This is a genomic window from Achromobacter sp. EB05 (assembly GCF_044232075.1).
Classification (GTDB): Bacteria; Pseudomonadota; Gammaproteobacteria; order Burkholderiales; family Burkholderiaceae_B; genus Achromobacter; species Achromobacter dolens.
Window position 1 is genome coordinate 2,090,722 of record NZ_CP155917.1, and the last position, 16,079, is coordinate 2,106,800.

Consider the following 16,079-nt stretch of genomic DNA (forward strand, 5'->3'; position numbering starts at 1 on the left):
CGGTTCAGCGCGCGGCGTTGGCGCGGGCCACCATGGCGTCCAGCAGCACGTTGCAGCCGGCTTCCAGGTGCGCGGGCTGCGCGTCTTCGATTTCGTTGTGGCTGATGCCGTCCTTGCACGGCACGAAGATCATGGCGGTGGGCGCCACCGCCGCCATGTAGACGGCGTCGTGGCCGGCGCCGGTGACGATGTCCATGGCCGGCAGGCCGCGACGCGCGGCGCCCTGGCGCACCTTCTCCACCAGATCGGGATCGAACGGGGTGGGGCGGAAGTACTGCACGTCCTTCACGTCCACCTGCACGCCGTGCCTGTCGGCGATCTCGCGGCAGGCCTCGCGCCATTGCTGGTCCATGCGCGTGAGCGTGGCCTCGTCCTCATGGCGCAGGTCGGTGGTGAAGCGCACCTGGCCCGGAATCACGTTGCGAGAGCCCGGGTGGGCATGGATCTCGCCCACCGTGCCGCGCCCGTGCGGCTGGTGCGCGTTGGCGATGTTGACCACGGCCTGCAGCAGATAGCTGGCGGCGAACAGCGCGTCGCGGCGGATGCCCATGGGCGTGGGGCCGGCATGCATCTCCATGCCGGTCACGGTGACGTCGTACCAGCGCAGGCCGAGCGAACCGGTCACCGCGCCGATCACTTTTTCTTCGTGCTCCAGGATCGGACCCTGCTCGATGTGAGCCTCGAAATAGGCATCCACCGGGCGGCCGCCGACCGGTTCCGTGCCCGCGTAGCCGATGGCCTGCAGCTCGTCGCGCACCGCCAGTCCCTTGGCGTCGCGCGCGCTCAGCGCCGTCTCCAGCGAGAACTTGCCGGCGAACACGCCCGACCCCATCATCACCGGCACGAAGCGCGAGCCTTCCTCGTTGGTCCAGATGGCCAGCTCCAGCGGCGCCTCCGTCTGCACGCCGGCATCGTTCAGCGTGCGCATCACTTCCAGGCCGGCCAGCACGCCGAAGCAGCCGTCGAACTTGCCGCCGGTGGGCTGCGTGTCGATGTGGCTGCCGGTCATCACCGGGGGCAGCGCGTCGTTGCGGCCGGCGCGGCGCGCGAAGATATTGCCCACCTGGTCCACGCGGATCGTCAGGCCGGCGTCGCGCATCCAGCCGGTGACCAGATCGCGGCCCTGGCCGTCGAGCGCGGTCAGGGCCAGGCGGCAGTTGCCGCCCTTGGGCGTGGCGCCGATCTCGGCCAGATCCATCAGGGATTGCCAGAGCCGGTTGCCGTTGACGGACAGGGATGAAGTCATGGGGAGCCTCGTTCGGGTCAGTGGGTGGATGCGGCGGCCTGGCGCGCCAGCGCGGCCTCGCGGATGGCGGTGAGCGTCTGGCCGGGGGCGATGCCGTCGGCGTCGTAGCGGATTTCCAGCAGCGCGGGCCGGCGTTCGCGCTCGGCGTAAGCCAGCGCGCGGTCGAAAGCCGCGGCGAAGTCCTCGGTGCGTTCGACCGCCTCGCCGTAGCCGCCATAGCCGCGCACGATCTGGGTGAAATCGGGATTGTCGAAATCCAGCGCGATCGGACGGCCCGGGAATTCGCGCTCCTGATGCGCGCGGATCGTGCCCCACATGCCGTTGTTGAACACCAGCACCACGATGCCCAGCCGGTACTGCTGGGCCACGCCCAGTTCCTGCAGGTTCATCTGGAAGCACCCGTCGCCGGCGTAGCAGACCACGGTCTTGTCCGGGTGCTCCAGCTTGGCGGACACGGCCGCCGGCAGTCCGTAGCCCATCGAACCGACAGTGGGCGCCAGGCTGGTGCCCGGGCCGGTGAACTGGCGATAGCGGTGCGGATACAGCGCGTAGTTGCCCGCGCCCACCGTGACGCAGGCGTCCGGCGCCAGGCGTTGGTTGACCAGCGCGGCCACGGCGTCCAGGCCCAGCGGGCCGGGTGACGGCAACGGTTCGAGCGAATCCAGGTATTCGGCGTGGGCCGCGCGCACCGCGGCGCCGCGCGGCATGGCGTGGGCCGGTTGCAGCGTGGCCAGCGCCTGCGCGAAGCCGGCGACGCTGGCGACGATCGCCTGCGTCGGCGCGTAGACGCGGCCCAGCTCTTGCGGGTCCGGATAGACATGGATCAGCGCCTGGCGCGGCAAGGGACTCTCGACGAGTTGATAGCCCTCGGTGGTGGCTTCGCCCAGGCGCGTGCCGACCGCCAGGATCAGGTCGGCCATCTTGATGCGGGCGCGCAGCGCGTCGGTCATGCCCCAGCCCATCTGGCCAGCGGCGTTGGGATGGCGTTGGTCAAAGCACTCGAGCCGGCGCCAGGCGGTCGCCACGGGCAATTCGAAGCGTTTGGCGAAAGCGGCGACCTGCTGGATCGCGTCGGCGTTCCAGCCGCTGCCGCCCAGCACCATGACGGGCCGTTCAGCCTGGTCCAGCAGTTGGCGCATGCGGTCCAGGTCGGGTTTGCCAGGGCCGGCGGCGACGCGGTGGTAGCGCGGCATGTCGGCCACCGCCGCCGTGCCCCACAGCGTGTCTTCCGGCAGCGCCAGCACCACCGGGCCGGGGCGGCCGCTGGTGGCGGTGGCGTAGGCGCGCGCCACGAATTCCGGGATGCGGTCGGTGCGATCGATCTGCGCCACCCACTTGGCCATCTGGCCGAACATGCGGCGATAGTCGATCTCCTGGAAGGCTTCGCGTTCGTAGAAGTCGTTGCCGACCTGGCCGACGAACAGGATCATCGGCGTCGAATCCTGGAAAGCGGTATGCACGCCGATGCTGGCATTGGTGGCGCCCGGGCCACGGGTCACGAAGCACACGCCGGGCTCGCCGGTGAGCTTGCCGTAGGCCTCGGCCATGTAGGCAGCGCCGCTTTCCTGGCGGCACACCACCGGCTCGATGGCGCCGCGGTGCTCGTTCAGCGCATCGATGCAGGGCAGGTAGCTCTCGCCTGGAATCATGAAGATGCGGCGCGTGCCGTGGATGCGCAGTTGCTGCATCAGGATCTGTCCGCCGTTGCGCGGCAGGGGGGATACAACCGTCATGCAAACACTCCCGGGAGGGGGCTGCCCGCGCCGGGCGCGGGTTTGGGTTTCGTGGCAGGGGGCGGACGGCGCCGCCGGCGGGTCGCGGTGTTGAGCCTAGATATCGGGCCGGATGCTCCCGTCGTCGTCGCCGAAGTCTTCCCGCAGACGGGCGAGGATGCCGATGAGGTGCGCATGCATGGCATGGCGCGCGCGGATCGGATCGCGCGCCAGGATGGCGGTCAGGATGCGCTGGTGCTCGGCGTGGGCAACGGCCCACACCTTGGTGTTGACGAAGTAGTCCTGCATGCGGCTGAACACCGGGCTGGCCAGGCTCAGGTTCCACAGGTGGGCCACCGACGCCGCCAGCGCCGCATTGCCGCAGGCGGCGGCGATGGCGCCGTGGAACTCGCGGTCATGCCAGCCCGGGGCATCCGTCAGCGACATGGCCTCATGGGCGCCGCGGATGGCGGCGAGCTGGGCGGCCGACCCCTGCTGCGCCGCCAGCGCCGCGCATTCGGGTTCGATCAGCATGCGCGCTTCCAGCAGGTCGAAGGGGCCGATGTCGTCCTGCTGCGTCGCGGCCTGGCCGGCCATGGCGGGCAGGGCGGCGCTTTCACGGGTGGCGGTGACGAACACGCCGGTGCCGACGCGCACCTCGACATAGCCTTCGATTTCCAAGGCGATCAGCGCCTCGCGGATAGAGGCGCGGCTGACCTGCAATTGCTCGGCCAGCTCGCGCTCCGACGGCAGCCGGCCCCCGCGCGGAAAATCGCCCGCGCGGATCCGTCCGGCGATCTGGTCGGCGATCATGCGATAGAGCCGGGTGACGGCAACGGCTTGGAAGGTGTTCATCGTGGTGATGCGGTACGAATGGTCTGGTGGTCAGGCCACCAATATAGGCATCGTGTCCTTGAAATAAAAGTAAAAATCGCTTTATTGAGGGAAAACGATCAGAGGGATTCCCCCTCTTCCTATCCAGTGGTCAGGCCAGTTAGGCGATGGGGTTCCGGCCCCGCGCTTTACAGTTTTCGAACAATTGCCGGACAAATCGTCAACGTCGTGACGTGGTCCGGATCCGATAATCCCTGCGTTCCGGAAACCGGGGCGAGGCGGCGGGGCTTTGCGGACGCCATGACGGGGAGTGTGGCGTGCGACGGAATGGCGAAGAGGCCTGGAAGCCGAATCCTTGGCGGGTCGGAATCGGCATGCTGGTGTTCGCGGGTGCCTGGCTTTGGCTGCTGGACCGGGCCGTGCTGGCCCCGCCAACGGACAACATCGAGCAACTCATCTGGGTGCGCAGCCTGGAGTGGGGTTACTACAAGCATCCGCCGCTGCCGACCTGGCTGTTGTGGCCGGTGGTGCAACTGCTGGGTGGGACCGCCTGGGCCACGTATGTCATGGGCGCGGCCTGTGCGCTGGGCGCGTTCGCGCTGATGTGGCGCCTGTTGCGCGACATGCGCGGCGAGGCCCATGCCGCCACCGCCGCGCTGGCGGGCCTGTGCGTCACCTTCTACAACGGCCGGCTGTACTTCTATAACCACGAGATCGTCCTGATCCCGCTGGTGGCCGGTTGTGCGCTGGCCTGCTGGAAGGCCTACACGACTCGCAAGATCGGCTGGTGGCTCGCGCTGGGCGCCTGCCTGGGGCTGGGCGCGCTGGCCAAGTACCAGATCGCGGTCGCCGGACTGGCGGTGCTGGTGTTCTGGTGCATCCGCAAGGCGTGGCGCGATCCCATGCACGTCTTCGGCCTGCAGGTGGCGGGCCTGACCGCTTTGGCGGTGTTCGCGCCGCATCTGATCTGGCTGATCCATCATGACTTCGAGCCGTTGAACTACGCCATGTCATCGTCGCTGGCGGCTGGCCTGCCGTGGCTCGCCCGAGGGCAGGAGGTCGCCAAGTGGTGGGGTGATCAACTGCTGAACCGGGCCCTGCCGGCCTGGCTGTTCCTGGGAGTGCTGTGGCTGGCGGGCAGCCGCGAGCGACGACGCCATGCCGCGCCGCCGGACGCCGTCGCGGGCGATCCGGGGCGCGCCCTGCTGCTGTCGTTCGGTTTGACCCCGCTGGTGTTTGTCAGCGTCATGGCCCTGATCTCGGGATCGCACATCCAGTTGCATTGGGGCACGCCGTTCCTGCTCTTCATTGTGCCGGCCGCGATGGAATGGGCGCGCCCGGCCTGGCGCGGGCCCTTCCGGCCGTACCGCGTGGCGCTGGTGTTCAGCGTCATCCAGTTGCTGCTGATGCTGCGGGTGGAACTGACGGCGCCCAATGGCGCGGGCCTGCTGCGGCGCCCGACGGATTGGCGCTACTTCGATGCGCAGGCGTTGGCGGACGCGCTGCATGACCGCGCCGTGAGCGCGCTGGGCGGGCCGGTCCGGGTCATTTCCGGTCCCTGGGAAGAATCGGGCGCGTTGTCGCTGCGGCTGCCCGAAAGGCCGCTGGTGCTGATCAACGGGCAACTGCGATTCAGTCCGTGGGTCGGCGCCCACCTGGTGGCTGACTGCGGCGCGCTGGAGTTGAGCAAGGCGCGGGTGTCGCCCGAGGGGTTCGAGCCGGTCGGGGGCGGGTTCCCCAATCTGCATTGGCGCGTCAAGCCGCCTGCCGCGGCTTGCGGCGCCGGCCCCGAGCGCTAGCCGCGGGGCGAGGTGGCGCGGAAAGGGTCAGGCGGAGGGGGCCTTACGCGCCGTCGCTGTCCGGTTCGGGCGTCTGCGTGAAGGCCCGCACCAGGCGCGCGATGCCTTCCAGTTCGTCGTGCGCGCCGAGCACCCATTCGGGTTGCTCGAAAGGGCTGTCCGACGGCGCGTTGTCCAGGTTCGTCTTCAGGTCGCCCAGCAGTTCCAGCGCCATGTCGGTGGCCTGGGGGCTGCCGCGGGTGGAGAGGGCGATGGCGATCGCCATCGCCTGCCGCAGGGCGAGCAGGCGGCCGTCAAGTTCGGTTTCCACGAGGATGTCCTTGTAATGAAGAATCCCGCCATTCTACGGGGCGGCGCGTTTGCGCAAGATCAAGGCGGGTGGGGCGGCACAAGCGAATAATTCGAGGTATGCAAGCCGCCCTACGCCCAGCCTTCGCCGATCCTGCGGCCGCCGCCGCCGAACCTTTCTTTCCGCCCCAGTTGCTGGCGCGCCTGGACAAGAACGGACCCCGCTACACCTCCTATCCCACGGCGGATCGCTACCGTGGCGATTTCGGCGTCGAGCAGTACCGCCAGGCCCTGCGCCAGCGCCGCGATTCCTGTACGACCGAGCCGCTGTCGCTCTACGTGCACATCCCGTTCTGCGACTCGGTCTGCTACTACTGTGCCTGTAACAAGGTCGTGACCCGCCATCACGACCGTGCCGCCCGCTACCTGGACGCGCTGGCGCGGGAAATCGCGCTGCACGTGGCCGAGCTGGGTCCCGGCGTGCCGGTATCGCAACTGCATTTCGGCGGGGGCACGCCCACCTTCCTGTCCGACGAAGAGCTCGATCGCCTGATGGCGGACCTGCGCGGCGCCTTCCGCTTCGAGCTCGATGCCGAAATCTCCATCGAGGTGGATCCCCGCACCGCCACGCCCCAGCGGCTGGAGCGGCTGCGCAAGCTGGGTTTCAACCGGCTCAGTTTCGGCGTGCAGGATTTCGATGCCAAGGTGCAGGTGGCGGTCCATCGCGTGCAGTCGTTCGAGGACGTGCGCGACCTGATGCACAGCGCCCGCACGCTGGGCTATGCCTCGGTCAACGTCGACCTAATCTATGGCCTGCCGCTGCAGACCACCGAATCGTTCGCCCGAACCATCGCGCAGGTCAGCGCGCTGCGGCCTGACCGCATCGCGCTCTACGCCTACGCCCACCTGCCCGAACGCTTCAAGCCGCAGCGCCGCATCAATCCGCTGGACCTGCCCGACCGCGCCACGCGCGTCGGCCTCTTGAGCGCCGCCATCGAAGGCTTCCTCAAGCAGGGCTACACCTACATCGGCATGGATCATTTCGCGCTCAACACCGACGCCTTGGCCATCGCCAAGCAGCGCGGCGAGCTGCACCGAAACTTCCAGGGCTACAGCACCCAGCCCGACCGCGACCTGGTCGCGTTGGGCGTATCGGCCATCGGCCGCATCGGCAACACCTACAGCCAGAACGCCAAGGACCTGGACGGCTACTACGCCGCGATCGAGTCCGGCCGCTTCGCCATCGAGCGGGGCCTGGCGCTCAGCGCCGACGACCTCGCGCGACGTGAAGTCATCATGGACATCATGTGCCAGGGGCGGGTGGATTTCGCCCGCGTCGAGGCGCGCCATGGCCTGCGGTTCGGCGACTACTTCGGGCCGGAGCTGTCACAGGTGGCCAACCTGGCCGAGCTCGGCCTGGTCAACCTGCGGGCCGGCGAACTGCGCGTGACTGGCCTGGGCTGGTACTTCGTCAGGGCCGTGGCCATGGCGTTCGACGGCTATCTGCGCACGGTCAGCACCAGCGCCAGCTATTCGCGCATCATCTGAGACGCCTGGCGCCTCGCCATGAAACGGTGGCCGACCTCGCGTCGGCCACGTTGCTATTCGGCGAACTTTTCCCGCAGGTACAGGGCCAGCGCCAGGTCGTCCGATAGCTGCAGCTTGCGCATGGCGCGGCGCTTGTGGGTGCTGACGGTCTTCTTGCTGCGCTTCAGGCGCATCGCGATCTGCGTGACCGACATGCCCTGGCTGATGTGACGCAGCACTTCAACTTCCGACGTCGTCAGCAAGGCGTGCGGCGGCCGCGGCGACACTGGCCGGATCTTGCCCTCGTGCACCGACAGGAACGGGTTCTTCTTGCTGAGGACGCCGTGGATCATCTCGGGCAGCAGCAGCATGCCCCATTGCTTGGCCAGGTAGCCGTTGGCCCCGGCACGGAAGGCGGCGTACTGGGTTTCCTGGCGGTTACCGGCCGAGAAAGTGATGATCGCCAGATTCGGATGGTAGCGCCGCAGCCGGCGCAGGTAGTTGACGCCGTCCCACGGTTCCTGCGGCAGGTAGAAGTCGATCAGGGCGATGTCGCATGGCGTGGTCGCCAGCTTGTCGAGCAGCCGGCGGGCGGAGGTTTCCTGGTGGATGACGCGGAAGCCGGGGCGGGCGTCGAGGTAGGCGCCCAGGCCCAGCGCCACGACGGGGTGGTCGTCCAGGATCGCCACCCGGATGACGGGGGGCGGGCGTGACAGCAGCAGGTGCTTGCGGGAATTGGGGCGGTCAACCGCATCGGGGGATCGCGGCTCGGACGAGACGGCGTTGTCCGGCGCTGAGGGAGTATTCATCTAGGCTCCACAGAATGGAAAGGCACACATCGGTGCGCAGAGGGGGCGCCCAAGAGGCGGGGCCGCGCACACGCCGTAACCAGTCCGAAATTCGAGTGCGAAGCTTATGGTCTTACGGCGCCATACAGACGAAAACTAAGAGAGAATCAGACTAAGCGATGCAAGAGGTCGCGATGCGCGACGTTAAATCGGCCTCGCGAGGGCTTGCCCGCAAGGCATAAAATCGCAGCATTTCCGGGCCGGCCTGTTGCCAGCCCGTGGCGCAGGACTGGCGAGGCGGCGGACGGCGGATGCCCAGTAAAATTCTCGTGATCGGCAGGGACGGCCAGCTCGGCTTCGAGCTGCGGCGCAGCCTCGCTCCGCTGGGCGTGGTGACGGCGGTCGGGCGGACCGACTGCGACCTGACCTATCCCCTGCAGATCGCGCGCCTGGTGCGGCGCGAGAAGCCTGACGTCATCGTCAACGCGGCCGCCTATACCGCGGTCGAGCGCGCCGAGGAAGACGCGGCACGCGCCATGCGCGTGAACGCCGAGGCCGCGGGCGAACTGGCCGCGCTGGCGGCCGACCGCGGCGCCCTCATCGTCCACTATTCTTCCGACTACGTGTTCGACGGCGCCAAGGCGGGCGTCTACGACGAGCGGGACGAACCCGCGCCGTTGAACGTCTATGGCCGCAGCAAGCTTGCCGGCGAGCAGGCGGTGCGGGCGCTGAACCCGGCCCACCTGGTGTTGCGCACGTCGTGGGTCTACGGCGTGTACGGCAAGAGCTTCCTGAAGACCATGCTGATGGCGCTGCGCCAGCCGGAAGCGCTGCGCGTCGTGAGCGACCAGCGCGGCGCGCCCACCGGCGCCGCGTACATCGCGGATGCCACCGCGCAGGTCGTGGCGCGCTATCTGGCGCGGCCGGCCGGGGGAGAGTTTCCCTTCGGCCTGTACCACATGGCGGCCACCGGCGACGCCAGTTGGCACGAATACGCCTGTTTCATCGCGCAGCAGGCCCGGCGCGCCGGTCTGGCGGTGACGCTGACGCCGGGCGATATCCAGGCGGTGTCGTCCGACCAATATCCCACCTCGGCGCGTCGGCCCCTGAATTCCCGGTTGGACTGCCGCCTGCTGGAGCGCACCTTCGGGCTGCGCGCGCCGCACTGGGAAGAGGGCGTGCTGCATGCGCTGGCCGCCATCGCCGGCAGCCGCAACCTGGCCTGAGGGGCTCGGTTGCTCCCTCCTGCGCTCGCCGACGGGCCATGTTCGCGCCATCAGCCGCCCCTTTTGTCGCGCAAATGTCACGAAATAGGCCCAAAGGGTGCTACAATCGGCAACGATAAGCACGCCATTTATCCCGGCGCTGCGCACCGCAAGTCAATCCCGAAGGCCCGAGCATCATGTTTTTCCCGCTGGCACGAACTACGACCCGGAACTTTCGCCCTATGTCGCGTTAGTTTTTCGTGCGTCGGGTTTCACCGTGTCAGGTCAGCGGTAAGACTCAGCAAGACAACCAAATGAACGCGGCTACCAGCCGCGTTTGTCGTTTCTGAATTTCGTATTTTTCCCAAGAACCCCAGGAAGCACTCCCGATGGTACAGATCACATTGCCCGATGGTTCGCAGCGCCAATACCCGGGACCGGTCACGGTCGCCGAAGTGGCGCAATCGATCGGCGCGGGATTGGCCAAAGCCGCCTTGGGCGGCCGCGTGACCTTTGAAGGCGCCGATTCCACGCTGGTCGACACCAGCTACCGCATCGAGGGCGACGCCCGCCTGGCCATCGTGACCGCCAAGGACGCCGACGGCCTGGACATGATCCGCCATTCCACGGCCCACTTGCTGGCCTACGCCGTCAAGGAGCTGTTCCCGGACGCGCAGGTCACCATCGGCCCCGTGATCGACAACGGCTTCTACTACGACTTCTCGTACAAGCGCCCGTTCACGCCCGAAGACCTGACGACCATCGAGAAGAAGATGGCCGAGCTGGCCAAGAAGGACGAAGTCGTGACGCGCGAAGTCTGGTCGCGCGACGACGCCGTCGAGTTCTTCAAGGGCATCGGCGAAAAGTACAAGGCCGAGATCATCGCCTCGATCCCGTCGAACGAGCCGCTCAGCCTGTATCGCGAAGGCGACTTCATCGACCTGTGCCGCGGCCCGCACGTGCCGTCCACCGGCAAGCTGAAGGTCTTCAAGCTGATGAAGGTGGCCGGCGCCTACTGGCGCGGCGACAGCAAGAATGAGATGCTTCAGCGCATCTACGGCACGGCCTGGGCCACCAAGGAAGAACAGGAAGCCTACCTGCACATGCTGGAAGAGGCCGAGCGCCGCGATCACCGCAAGATCGGCCGCGAACTCGACCTGTTCCACTTCCAGGATGAAGCACCCGGTCTGATTTTCTGGCATCCCAAGGGCTGGGCCCTGTGGCAGCAGGTGGAGCAGTACATGCGCTCCGTCTATCGCGACAACGGCTACCAGGAAGTGAAGGCGCCGCAGATCCTCGACATCTCGCTCTGGAAGAAGACGGGCCACTGGGACAACTACCGTGAAAACATGTTCACGACGGAGTCCGAGAACCGCGTCTATGGCCTCAAGCCCATGAACTGCCCGGGCCACGTGCAGATCTTCAACGCCGGCCTGCACTCGTATCGCGAACTGCCGTTGCGCTACGGTGAATTCGGCCAGTGCCACCGCAACGAACCGTCCGGCTCGCTGCACGGCATGATGCGCGTGCGCGGTTTCACGCAGGACGACGGCCACATCTTCTGTACCGAAGAACAGTTGCAGGACGAATGCGCCGACTTCACGGCCCTGCTGCAGAAGGTCTACCGCGACTTCGGCTTTACCGAAGTGCTGTACAAGGTCGCCACGCGTCCGGAAAAGCGCATCGGCTCGGACGAGGTCTGGGACACGGCCGAACAGGCCCTGATGGAAAGCCTGCGCCGCACCGGCTGCGAATTCGAGATCTCCCCGGGAGAGGGCGCGTTCTATGGCCCGAAGGTCGAATACACGCTGAAGGACGCCATCGGCCGCCACTGGCAGTGCGGCACGATCCAGGTCGACTTCTCCATGCCCGTGCGCCTGGGCGCCGAGTACGTGGACCAGAACGACCAGCGCCGTCCGCCCGTGATGCTGCACCGCGCCATCCTGGGTTCGCTCGAGCGTTTCATCGGCATGCTGATCGAAAACCACGCCGGCGCGATGCCGCCCTGGCTGGCGCCGGTGCAGGCCGTGGTGTGCTGCATTTCCGAACCTTCGGCCGATTATGCGGCTGAAATCACGCAAAGCCTGAAAAAACAAGGCTTTAGAGTAGAGTCCGATTTGCGCGGTGAAAAAATCACTCGTAAAATTCGGGAGCACAGCCTGCAGAAGGTGCCGTACATCCTCGTCGTCGGCGACAAGGAGAAGCAAAACGGTACCGTCGCCGTACGCGGATTGGGCGGTCTGGACCTCGGCGCCATCGCGTTCGACGACTTCGTCGCCCGCCTGTCCGAAGACGTATCCACCCGCCGCGACGTCAATCAACCCGATGGCAGCGCTGCTTAACATTTCTAGGAGCTTTCAACATCGCCACTGAAAAAGCCAATCGCATCAACGGTGAAATCCGCGTCCCCGAGGTGCGCCTGATAGGTCTGGACGGAGAACAGCTGGGCATCGTCAAGATTGCCGACGCGTTCCGTCTTTCCGAGCAAAACGACGTGGATCTGGTGGAAATCGCGCCGAACGCCGAGCCGCCGGTCTGCCGTTTGATGGACTACGGTAAGTTCAAGTACCAAGAGCAGAAGCGTCAGGCCGAAGCTCGTTCGAAGCAGAAGGTCATCCAGGTCAAGGAAGTCAAATTCCGTCCGGCCACCGACGAGGGCGACTACCAGGTCAAGCTGCGCAACCTGCGCCGCTTCCTCGAGGAAGGCGACAAGGCCAAGGTGACGCTGCGGTTCCGTGGCCGTGAAATGGCTCACCAGGAACTGGGCATGCGGGTACTTGAGCGTGTGCGCGACGATCTGCTGGAATTGGCCCAGGTCGAAGCCATGCCGAAGCTCGAAGGCCGTCAGATGGTCATGGTGCTGGCGCCCAAGAAGAAGGCTGCCCCCGCGGGCAAGCCGGAATCGGCGGCATAAGGCTCCTGCAGGCCTTCCCGTCCGGGAAGGCCTGGTCGCTCTTGCCCCGCGACCCGCCGTCCAGCCCATGTTCGGCGGGTTCGCTTATTGGGCGGCTCTGCGCTACGATGTCATAGATAGCCGCCTTCCCGAAAGGGAAGGCGGCGTACGTTCGGGGTGTCGCGATGCATGTTTTGTTCGTTTTGGATCCCTTGCCGCTCTTGAAGGCGTACAAGGACAGTTCTGTCGCCATGATGCGTGCCCTGGTGGCGCGCGGCCATACGCTCAGCGTGGCCATGCAGGGCGACCTGTACATCGAGACCGGCACGGTCAAGGCCGTCACCACGCCCATCGAGCTGGTGGCAGACGCCGACCTGCACGGCCATGACTGGTGGCGCGAATCGGCGCCCCAGGATCTGCCGCTGGCCGATTTCGGCGCGGTGGTTATGCGCAAAGACCCGCCTTTCGACATGGAATACGTGTATTCCACCCATCTGCTCGAATACGCCCAGGCGCAAGGCGCCAAGGTGTTCAACAGCGGCGCGGCGATCCGCAACCATCCCGAGAAGCTGGCCATCACCGAGATCAGCGAGTTCACCGCGCCGACGCTGGTGACGCGCAACATGGCGCGCCTGAAGGCCTTCCACGACACGCACCACGACGTCATCGTCAAGCCGCTGGACGGCATGGGCGGCACCGGGGTGTTCCGCCTGCAGCCCAAGGACCCCAACCTCAACGCCATCCTGGAAACGCTGACCGACAACGGCGCGCGCACCATCATGGCGCAGCGTTACATTCCCGAGATCGTCAAGGGCGACAAGCGCATCCTGCTGATCGGCGGCGAACCGGTGCCGTATTCGCTGGCGCGCATCCCGCTGGCCGGCGAGACCCGCGGCAACCTGGCCGCTGGCGGCCGGGGCGTGGCGCAGCCGCTGTCGCCGCGCGACCGCGAGATCGCCGAGGCCGTCGCGCCCAAGCTGGCCGCGCGCGGCCTGCTGCTGGTCGGCCTGGACGTCATCGGTGACTACGTCACCGAGGTCAATGTCACCAGCCCCACCTGTTTCGTGGAAATCGCCGAACAGACCGGTTTCGACGTCGCGGGCATGTTCGTCCAGGCGCTCGAAAAAGCGGTGGCGGCCGGCGCCTCGGTTCCGGCCGCGGCCTGACCTTCCTGGAACCTGTCATGACCACGGGTATTGTCATTGTCGTGCACGCGCCCCTGGGCGCGGCCATGCGCGAATGCGCCAGCCACGTCATGGGCAACCTCGACGGCATGTTGGCGATCCACGACATCCAGCCCGAGGACCGGCCGGACGACCTGGCGCCGGCGGTGCTCAAGGACATCCTCGAGCAGGACCACGGCGCTGGCGTGCTGGTGCTGACCGACCTGATCGGCGCGACGCCCGCCAATATCTCGAAGCGGGCGGTGGCCGACGCCCAGGCACAGGGTATCCAGTGCTGTGTGCTGGCGGGCCTGAATACCCCCATGTTGCTGCGCGCGCTGACCTACCGGAATCTCTCGCTGGCCGAGACCCGTGAGAAGGCGCTGGCGGGCGGGGTGCAAGGGGTCTTGCGGGTAGACTGACGGGCAGGAACTTGTCCTATTATTTCGGCTAATATTTCAAGCCGAAGAGCGCTTGGACAATTTGCTGCAATCACCAACTGCGGTGTGATGCCGTGGTCACCATAAATCCTATGCCTAATACAGACATTGTCATCAGCAATAAACTGGGTTTGCATGCGCGGGCGGCCGCCAAACTGACGCAACTGGCCAGCAAGTTTTCCAGCGAGATCTTCATCTCGCGCGGCGCGCAGCGCGTGAATGCCAAGAGCATCATGGGGGTCATGATGCTGGCCGCCGGCCTGGGCGTGACGGTCAAGCTGGAGGCCTCGGGCAGCGATGCCGAGCAGGCGCTCTCCGAAATTGAAACTCTGTTCGATAGCAAATTCGGTGAACAGGAATAGCGGCGCTTCCGAATCCGCCGGCCCTGACAATGTCGGGGCCGGCATGTCCGCGGCCGGCGCCGCGGTCGACAAGCACGACGGGGCTGGCTCTGCCAGCCCCGTTATTTGTTTGTACGGCAAAGGCGTGGCCCGCGGTTATGCCATCGGCCGCGCGGTGGTCATGGGCGCGGCGGCGCTGGAAGTGGCGCACTACCGCATCGCGCCCGAGGACGTGCCGGCCGAGAGCAGCCGCCTGACCGAGGCGCTGGCCTCGGCCCAGCAGGAATTGCGGCAACTGGCCGACACCCTGCCGGCCGATGCGCCGCGCGAGCTGGGCGCGATGCTCAATGTGCACAGCCTGTTGCTGGGCGATCCGCTGCTGGCCGAGCAGACTTTGGCGCTGATCGCCGAGCGGCACTACAACGCCGAATGGGCGCTGACCACGCAGGGCCAGATCCTGGGCCAGCAGTTCGACGCGATGGAAGACGAATACCTGCGCGAACGCGGCGCGGACGTGCGCCAGGTGATCGAGCGGGTGCTGCACGTGCTGTCCGGCACCTCGGCCATCCTGCCGGACATGTCGCACATGGGCGGCGACGAGGCGCTGGTGGTGGTGGCGCACGACATCTCGCCGGCCGACATGTTGCGCCTGCGCGGCGGGCGCTTCGCCGCTTTCGTCACCGACCTGGGCGGGCCGACCTCGCACACCGCCATCGTGGCGCGCAGCATGGGCGTGCCGGCCGTGGTGGCCATGGGCAACGTGCGCGAGCTGGTGCGCGACGGCGACATGCTGATCATCGACGGCGCCGCCGGCGCCGTGGTGGTCAATCCGTCGGAGCGCATCCTGCAGGAATACCGCCGCCGCCAGGCCGCCTACGCCGACGAGCGCGCCGAACTCAGCTTGCTGCGCGATGAGCCGTCCGTCACCCTCGATGGCATCGATATCGTGTTGCACGCCAACATCGAGCTGCCGGAAGAGGCCGCGCTGGCGTTGGCTGCCGGAGCGCACGGCATCGGCCTGTTCCGCAGCGAATTCCTGTTCATGGGGCGTCCGGATCTGCCGGGCGAGGAAGAGCAGTACGAGGCTTACTCGTCCGTCGTGAAGGTCATGGCCGGCCGTCCCGTTACCATCCGCACGCTCGACATCGGCTCGGACAAGACGCTGGACGGCGAGGCCACGGTGGCCACCAATCCGGCGCTGGGGCAGCGCGCGATCCGCTACTGCCTGGCGCGGCCCGAGATGTTCGCGACGCAGTTGCGCGCCATTCTGCGGGCCTCGGCCCACGGGCCGGTGCGCCTGCTGATCCCGATGATCGCCCACATGCACGAGGTGGTGGCGACGCGGGCCGCCATCGAATCGGCGCGGCGCGAGCTGGATGCGCGTGGCCAGGCCTACGCGGCGCACATGGAAGTGGGCGCCATGGTCGAGGTGCCGGCCATCGCCATCGCCATCGAACCCTTCGCGCAGGCGCTGGATTTCCTGTCGATCGGCACCAACGACCTGATCCAGTACACGCTGGCCATCGACCGCGGCGATCACGACGTGGCGTCCCTTTACGATCCGCTGCATCCGGCGGTGCTGCGGCTGGTGGCCCACACCATCAATGCCGGCGAGCGAGCCGGCAAGCCGGTTGCGGTATGCGGCGAAATGGCCGGCGATTCGCGCATGACGCGGTTGCTGCTGGGGCTCGGCCTGACCGAGTTTTCCATGCATCCGCAGCAACTGCTGGACGTGAAGCGGGAGGTCCGGCGGGCGCATACCAACGCGCTGCGCGTGAAGGTGGCCAGCGCCTTGAACCGGGCCTTGCCGGTGGATCTGGATACGCTCGATCTGGCCTGAGGG

General features: G+C 67.0%; 14 protein-coding genes. 9 read left to right on the forward strand and 5 right to left on the reverse strand.

Annotation, left to right across the window (positions count from 1 at the left end; translation table 11 throughout):
* Positions 1 to 4: 4 nt before the first annotated feature.
* The 3 genes from AAID08_RS09605 to AAID08_RS09615 form a co-directional block, all read right to left on the reverse strand.
* Entirely contained in the window at positions 5 to 1,246 is a 1,242-nt protein-coding gene (locus tag AAID08_RS09605; protein ID WP_064523310.1) for a Zn-dependent hydrolase, read from the reverse strand.
* Positions 1,247 to 1,263: 17 nt separating this feature from the next.
* Positions 1,264 to 2,979, reverse strand: a complete 1,716-nt coding sequence (locus tag AAID08_RS09610; protein ID WP_175142935.1) for a thiamine pyrophosphate-binding protein — start codon at positions 2,977 to 2,979, stop codon at positions 1,264 to 1,266.
* A gap of 96 nt (positions 2,980 to 3,075) precedes the next feature.
* On the reverse strand, positions 3,076 to 3,813 hold the full coding sequence (locus AAID08_RS09615; protein WP_175189102.1) for a FadR/GntR family transcriptional regulator: 738 nt from the start codon (positions 3,811 to 3,813) through the stop codon (positions 3,076 to 3,078).
* Positions 3,814 to 4,166: 353 nt separating this feature from the next.
* On the opposite strand from AAID08_RS09615, the gene AAID08_RS09620 reads away from it, so the two are divergent.
* Positions 4,167 to 5,591: a glycosyltransferase family 39 protein gene (locus AAID08_RS09620; RefSeq protein ID WP_054503864.1), complete on the forward strand. Its 1,425-nt coding sequence runs from the start codon at positions 4,167 to 4,169 to the stop codon at positions 5,589 to 5,591.
* Between the two features lie 43 nt (positions 5,592 to 5,634).
* Here AAID08_RS09620 and AAID08_RS09625 read toward each other — a convergent pair whose 3' ends face one another.
* Positions 5,635 to 5,901, reverse strand: a complete 267-nt coding sequence (locus AAID08_RS09625; RefSeq protein WP_054503863.1) for a hypothetical protein — start codon at positions 5,899 to 5,901, stop codon at positions 5,635 to 5,637.
* Positions 5,902 to 5,999: 98 nt separating this feature from the next.
* Here AAID08_RS09625 and hemN point away from each other — a divergent pair, with 98 nt between their 5' ends.
* Positions 6,000 to 7,427: an oxygen-independent coproporphyrinogen III oxidase gene (gene hemN / locus AAID08_RS09630; RefSeq protein ID WP_175189103.1), complete on the forward strand. Its 1,428-nt coding sequence runs from the start codon at positions 6,000 to 6,002 to the stop codon at positions 7,425 to 7,427.
* 53 nt (positions 7,428 to 7,480) lie between these two features.
* Here hemN and AAID08_RS09635 read toward each other — a convergent pair whose 3' ends face one another.
* Positions 7,481 to 8,215, reverse strand: coding sequence for a response regulator (locus AAID08_RS09635; protein WP_054503862.1), 735 nt, complete (start codon positions 8,213 to 8,215; stop codon positions 7,481 to 7,483).
* Positions 8,216 to 8,505: 290 nt separating this feature from the next.
* On the opposite strand from AAID08_RS09635, the gene rfbD reads away from it, so the two are divergent.
* The 7 genes from rfbD (at position 8,506) to ptsP (ending at position 16,076) form a co-directional block, all read left to right on the forward strand.
* Entirely contained in the window at positions 8,506 to 9,420 is a 915-nt protein-coding gene (gene rfbD, locus AAID08_RS09640) for a dTDP-4-dehydrorhamnose reductase (RefSeq protein WP_395757562.1), read from the forward strand.
* 368 nt (positions 9,421 to 9,788) lie between these two features.
* Positions 9,789 to 11,741: a threonine--tRNA ligase gene (thrS, locus tag AAID08_RS09645; protein ID WP_395757563.1), complete on the forward strand. Its 1,953-nt coding sequence runs from the start codon at positions 9,789 to 9,791 to the stop codon at positions 11,739 to 11,741.
* 20 nt (positions 11,742 to 11,761) lie between these two features.
* Positions 11,762 to 12,313 (forward strand): translation initiation factor IF-3, encoded by a 552-nt coding sequence (infC, locus tag AAID08_RS09650; RefSeq protein ID WP_076410237.1) that lies wholly within the window; start codon positions 11,762 to 11,764, stop codon positions 12,311 to 12,313.
* Positions 12,314 to 12,477: 164 nt separating this feature from the next.
* Positions 12,478 to 13,458 carry a glutathione synthase gene (gshB, locus tag AAID08_RS09655; RefSeq protein WP_175142939.1) on the forward strand — a complete coding sequence of 327 codons (981 nt, stop codon included), beginning with the start codon at positions 12,478 to 12,480 and terminating at the stop codon, positions 13,456 to 13,458.
* Between the two features lie 17 nt (positions 13,459 to 13,475).
* A complete protein-coding gene (locus AAID08_RS09660; RefSeq protein ID WP_064526963.1) occupies positions 13,476 to 13,877 on the forward strand; it encodes a PTS sugar transporter subunit IIA in 402 nt (133 codons plus the stop codon).
* A gap of 110 nt (positions 13,878 to 13,987) precedes the next feature.
* On the forward strand, positions 13,988 to 14,257 hold the full coding sequence (locus AAID08_RS09665) for an HPr family phosphocarrier protein (RefSeq protein ID WP_006387993.1): 270 nt from the start codon (positions 13,988 to 13,990) through the stop codon (positions 14,255 to 14,257).
* Between the two features lie 124 nt (positions 14,258 to 14,381).
* On the forward strand, positions 14,382 to 16,076 hold the full coding sequence (gene ptsP, locus AAID08_RS09670; RefSeq protein ID WP_395757564.1) for a phosphoenolpyruvate--protein phosphotransferase: 1,695 nt from the start codon (positions 14,382 to 14,384) through the stop codon (positions 16,074 to 16,076).
* Positions 16,077 to 16,079 lie beyond the last annotated feature (3 nt).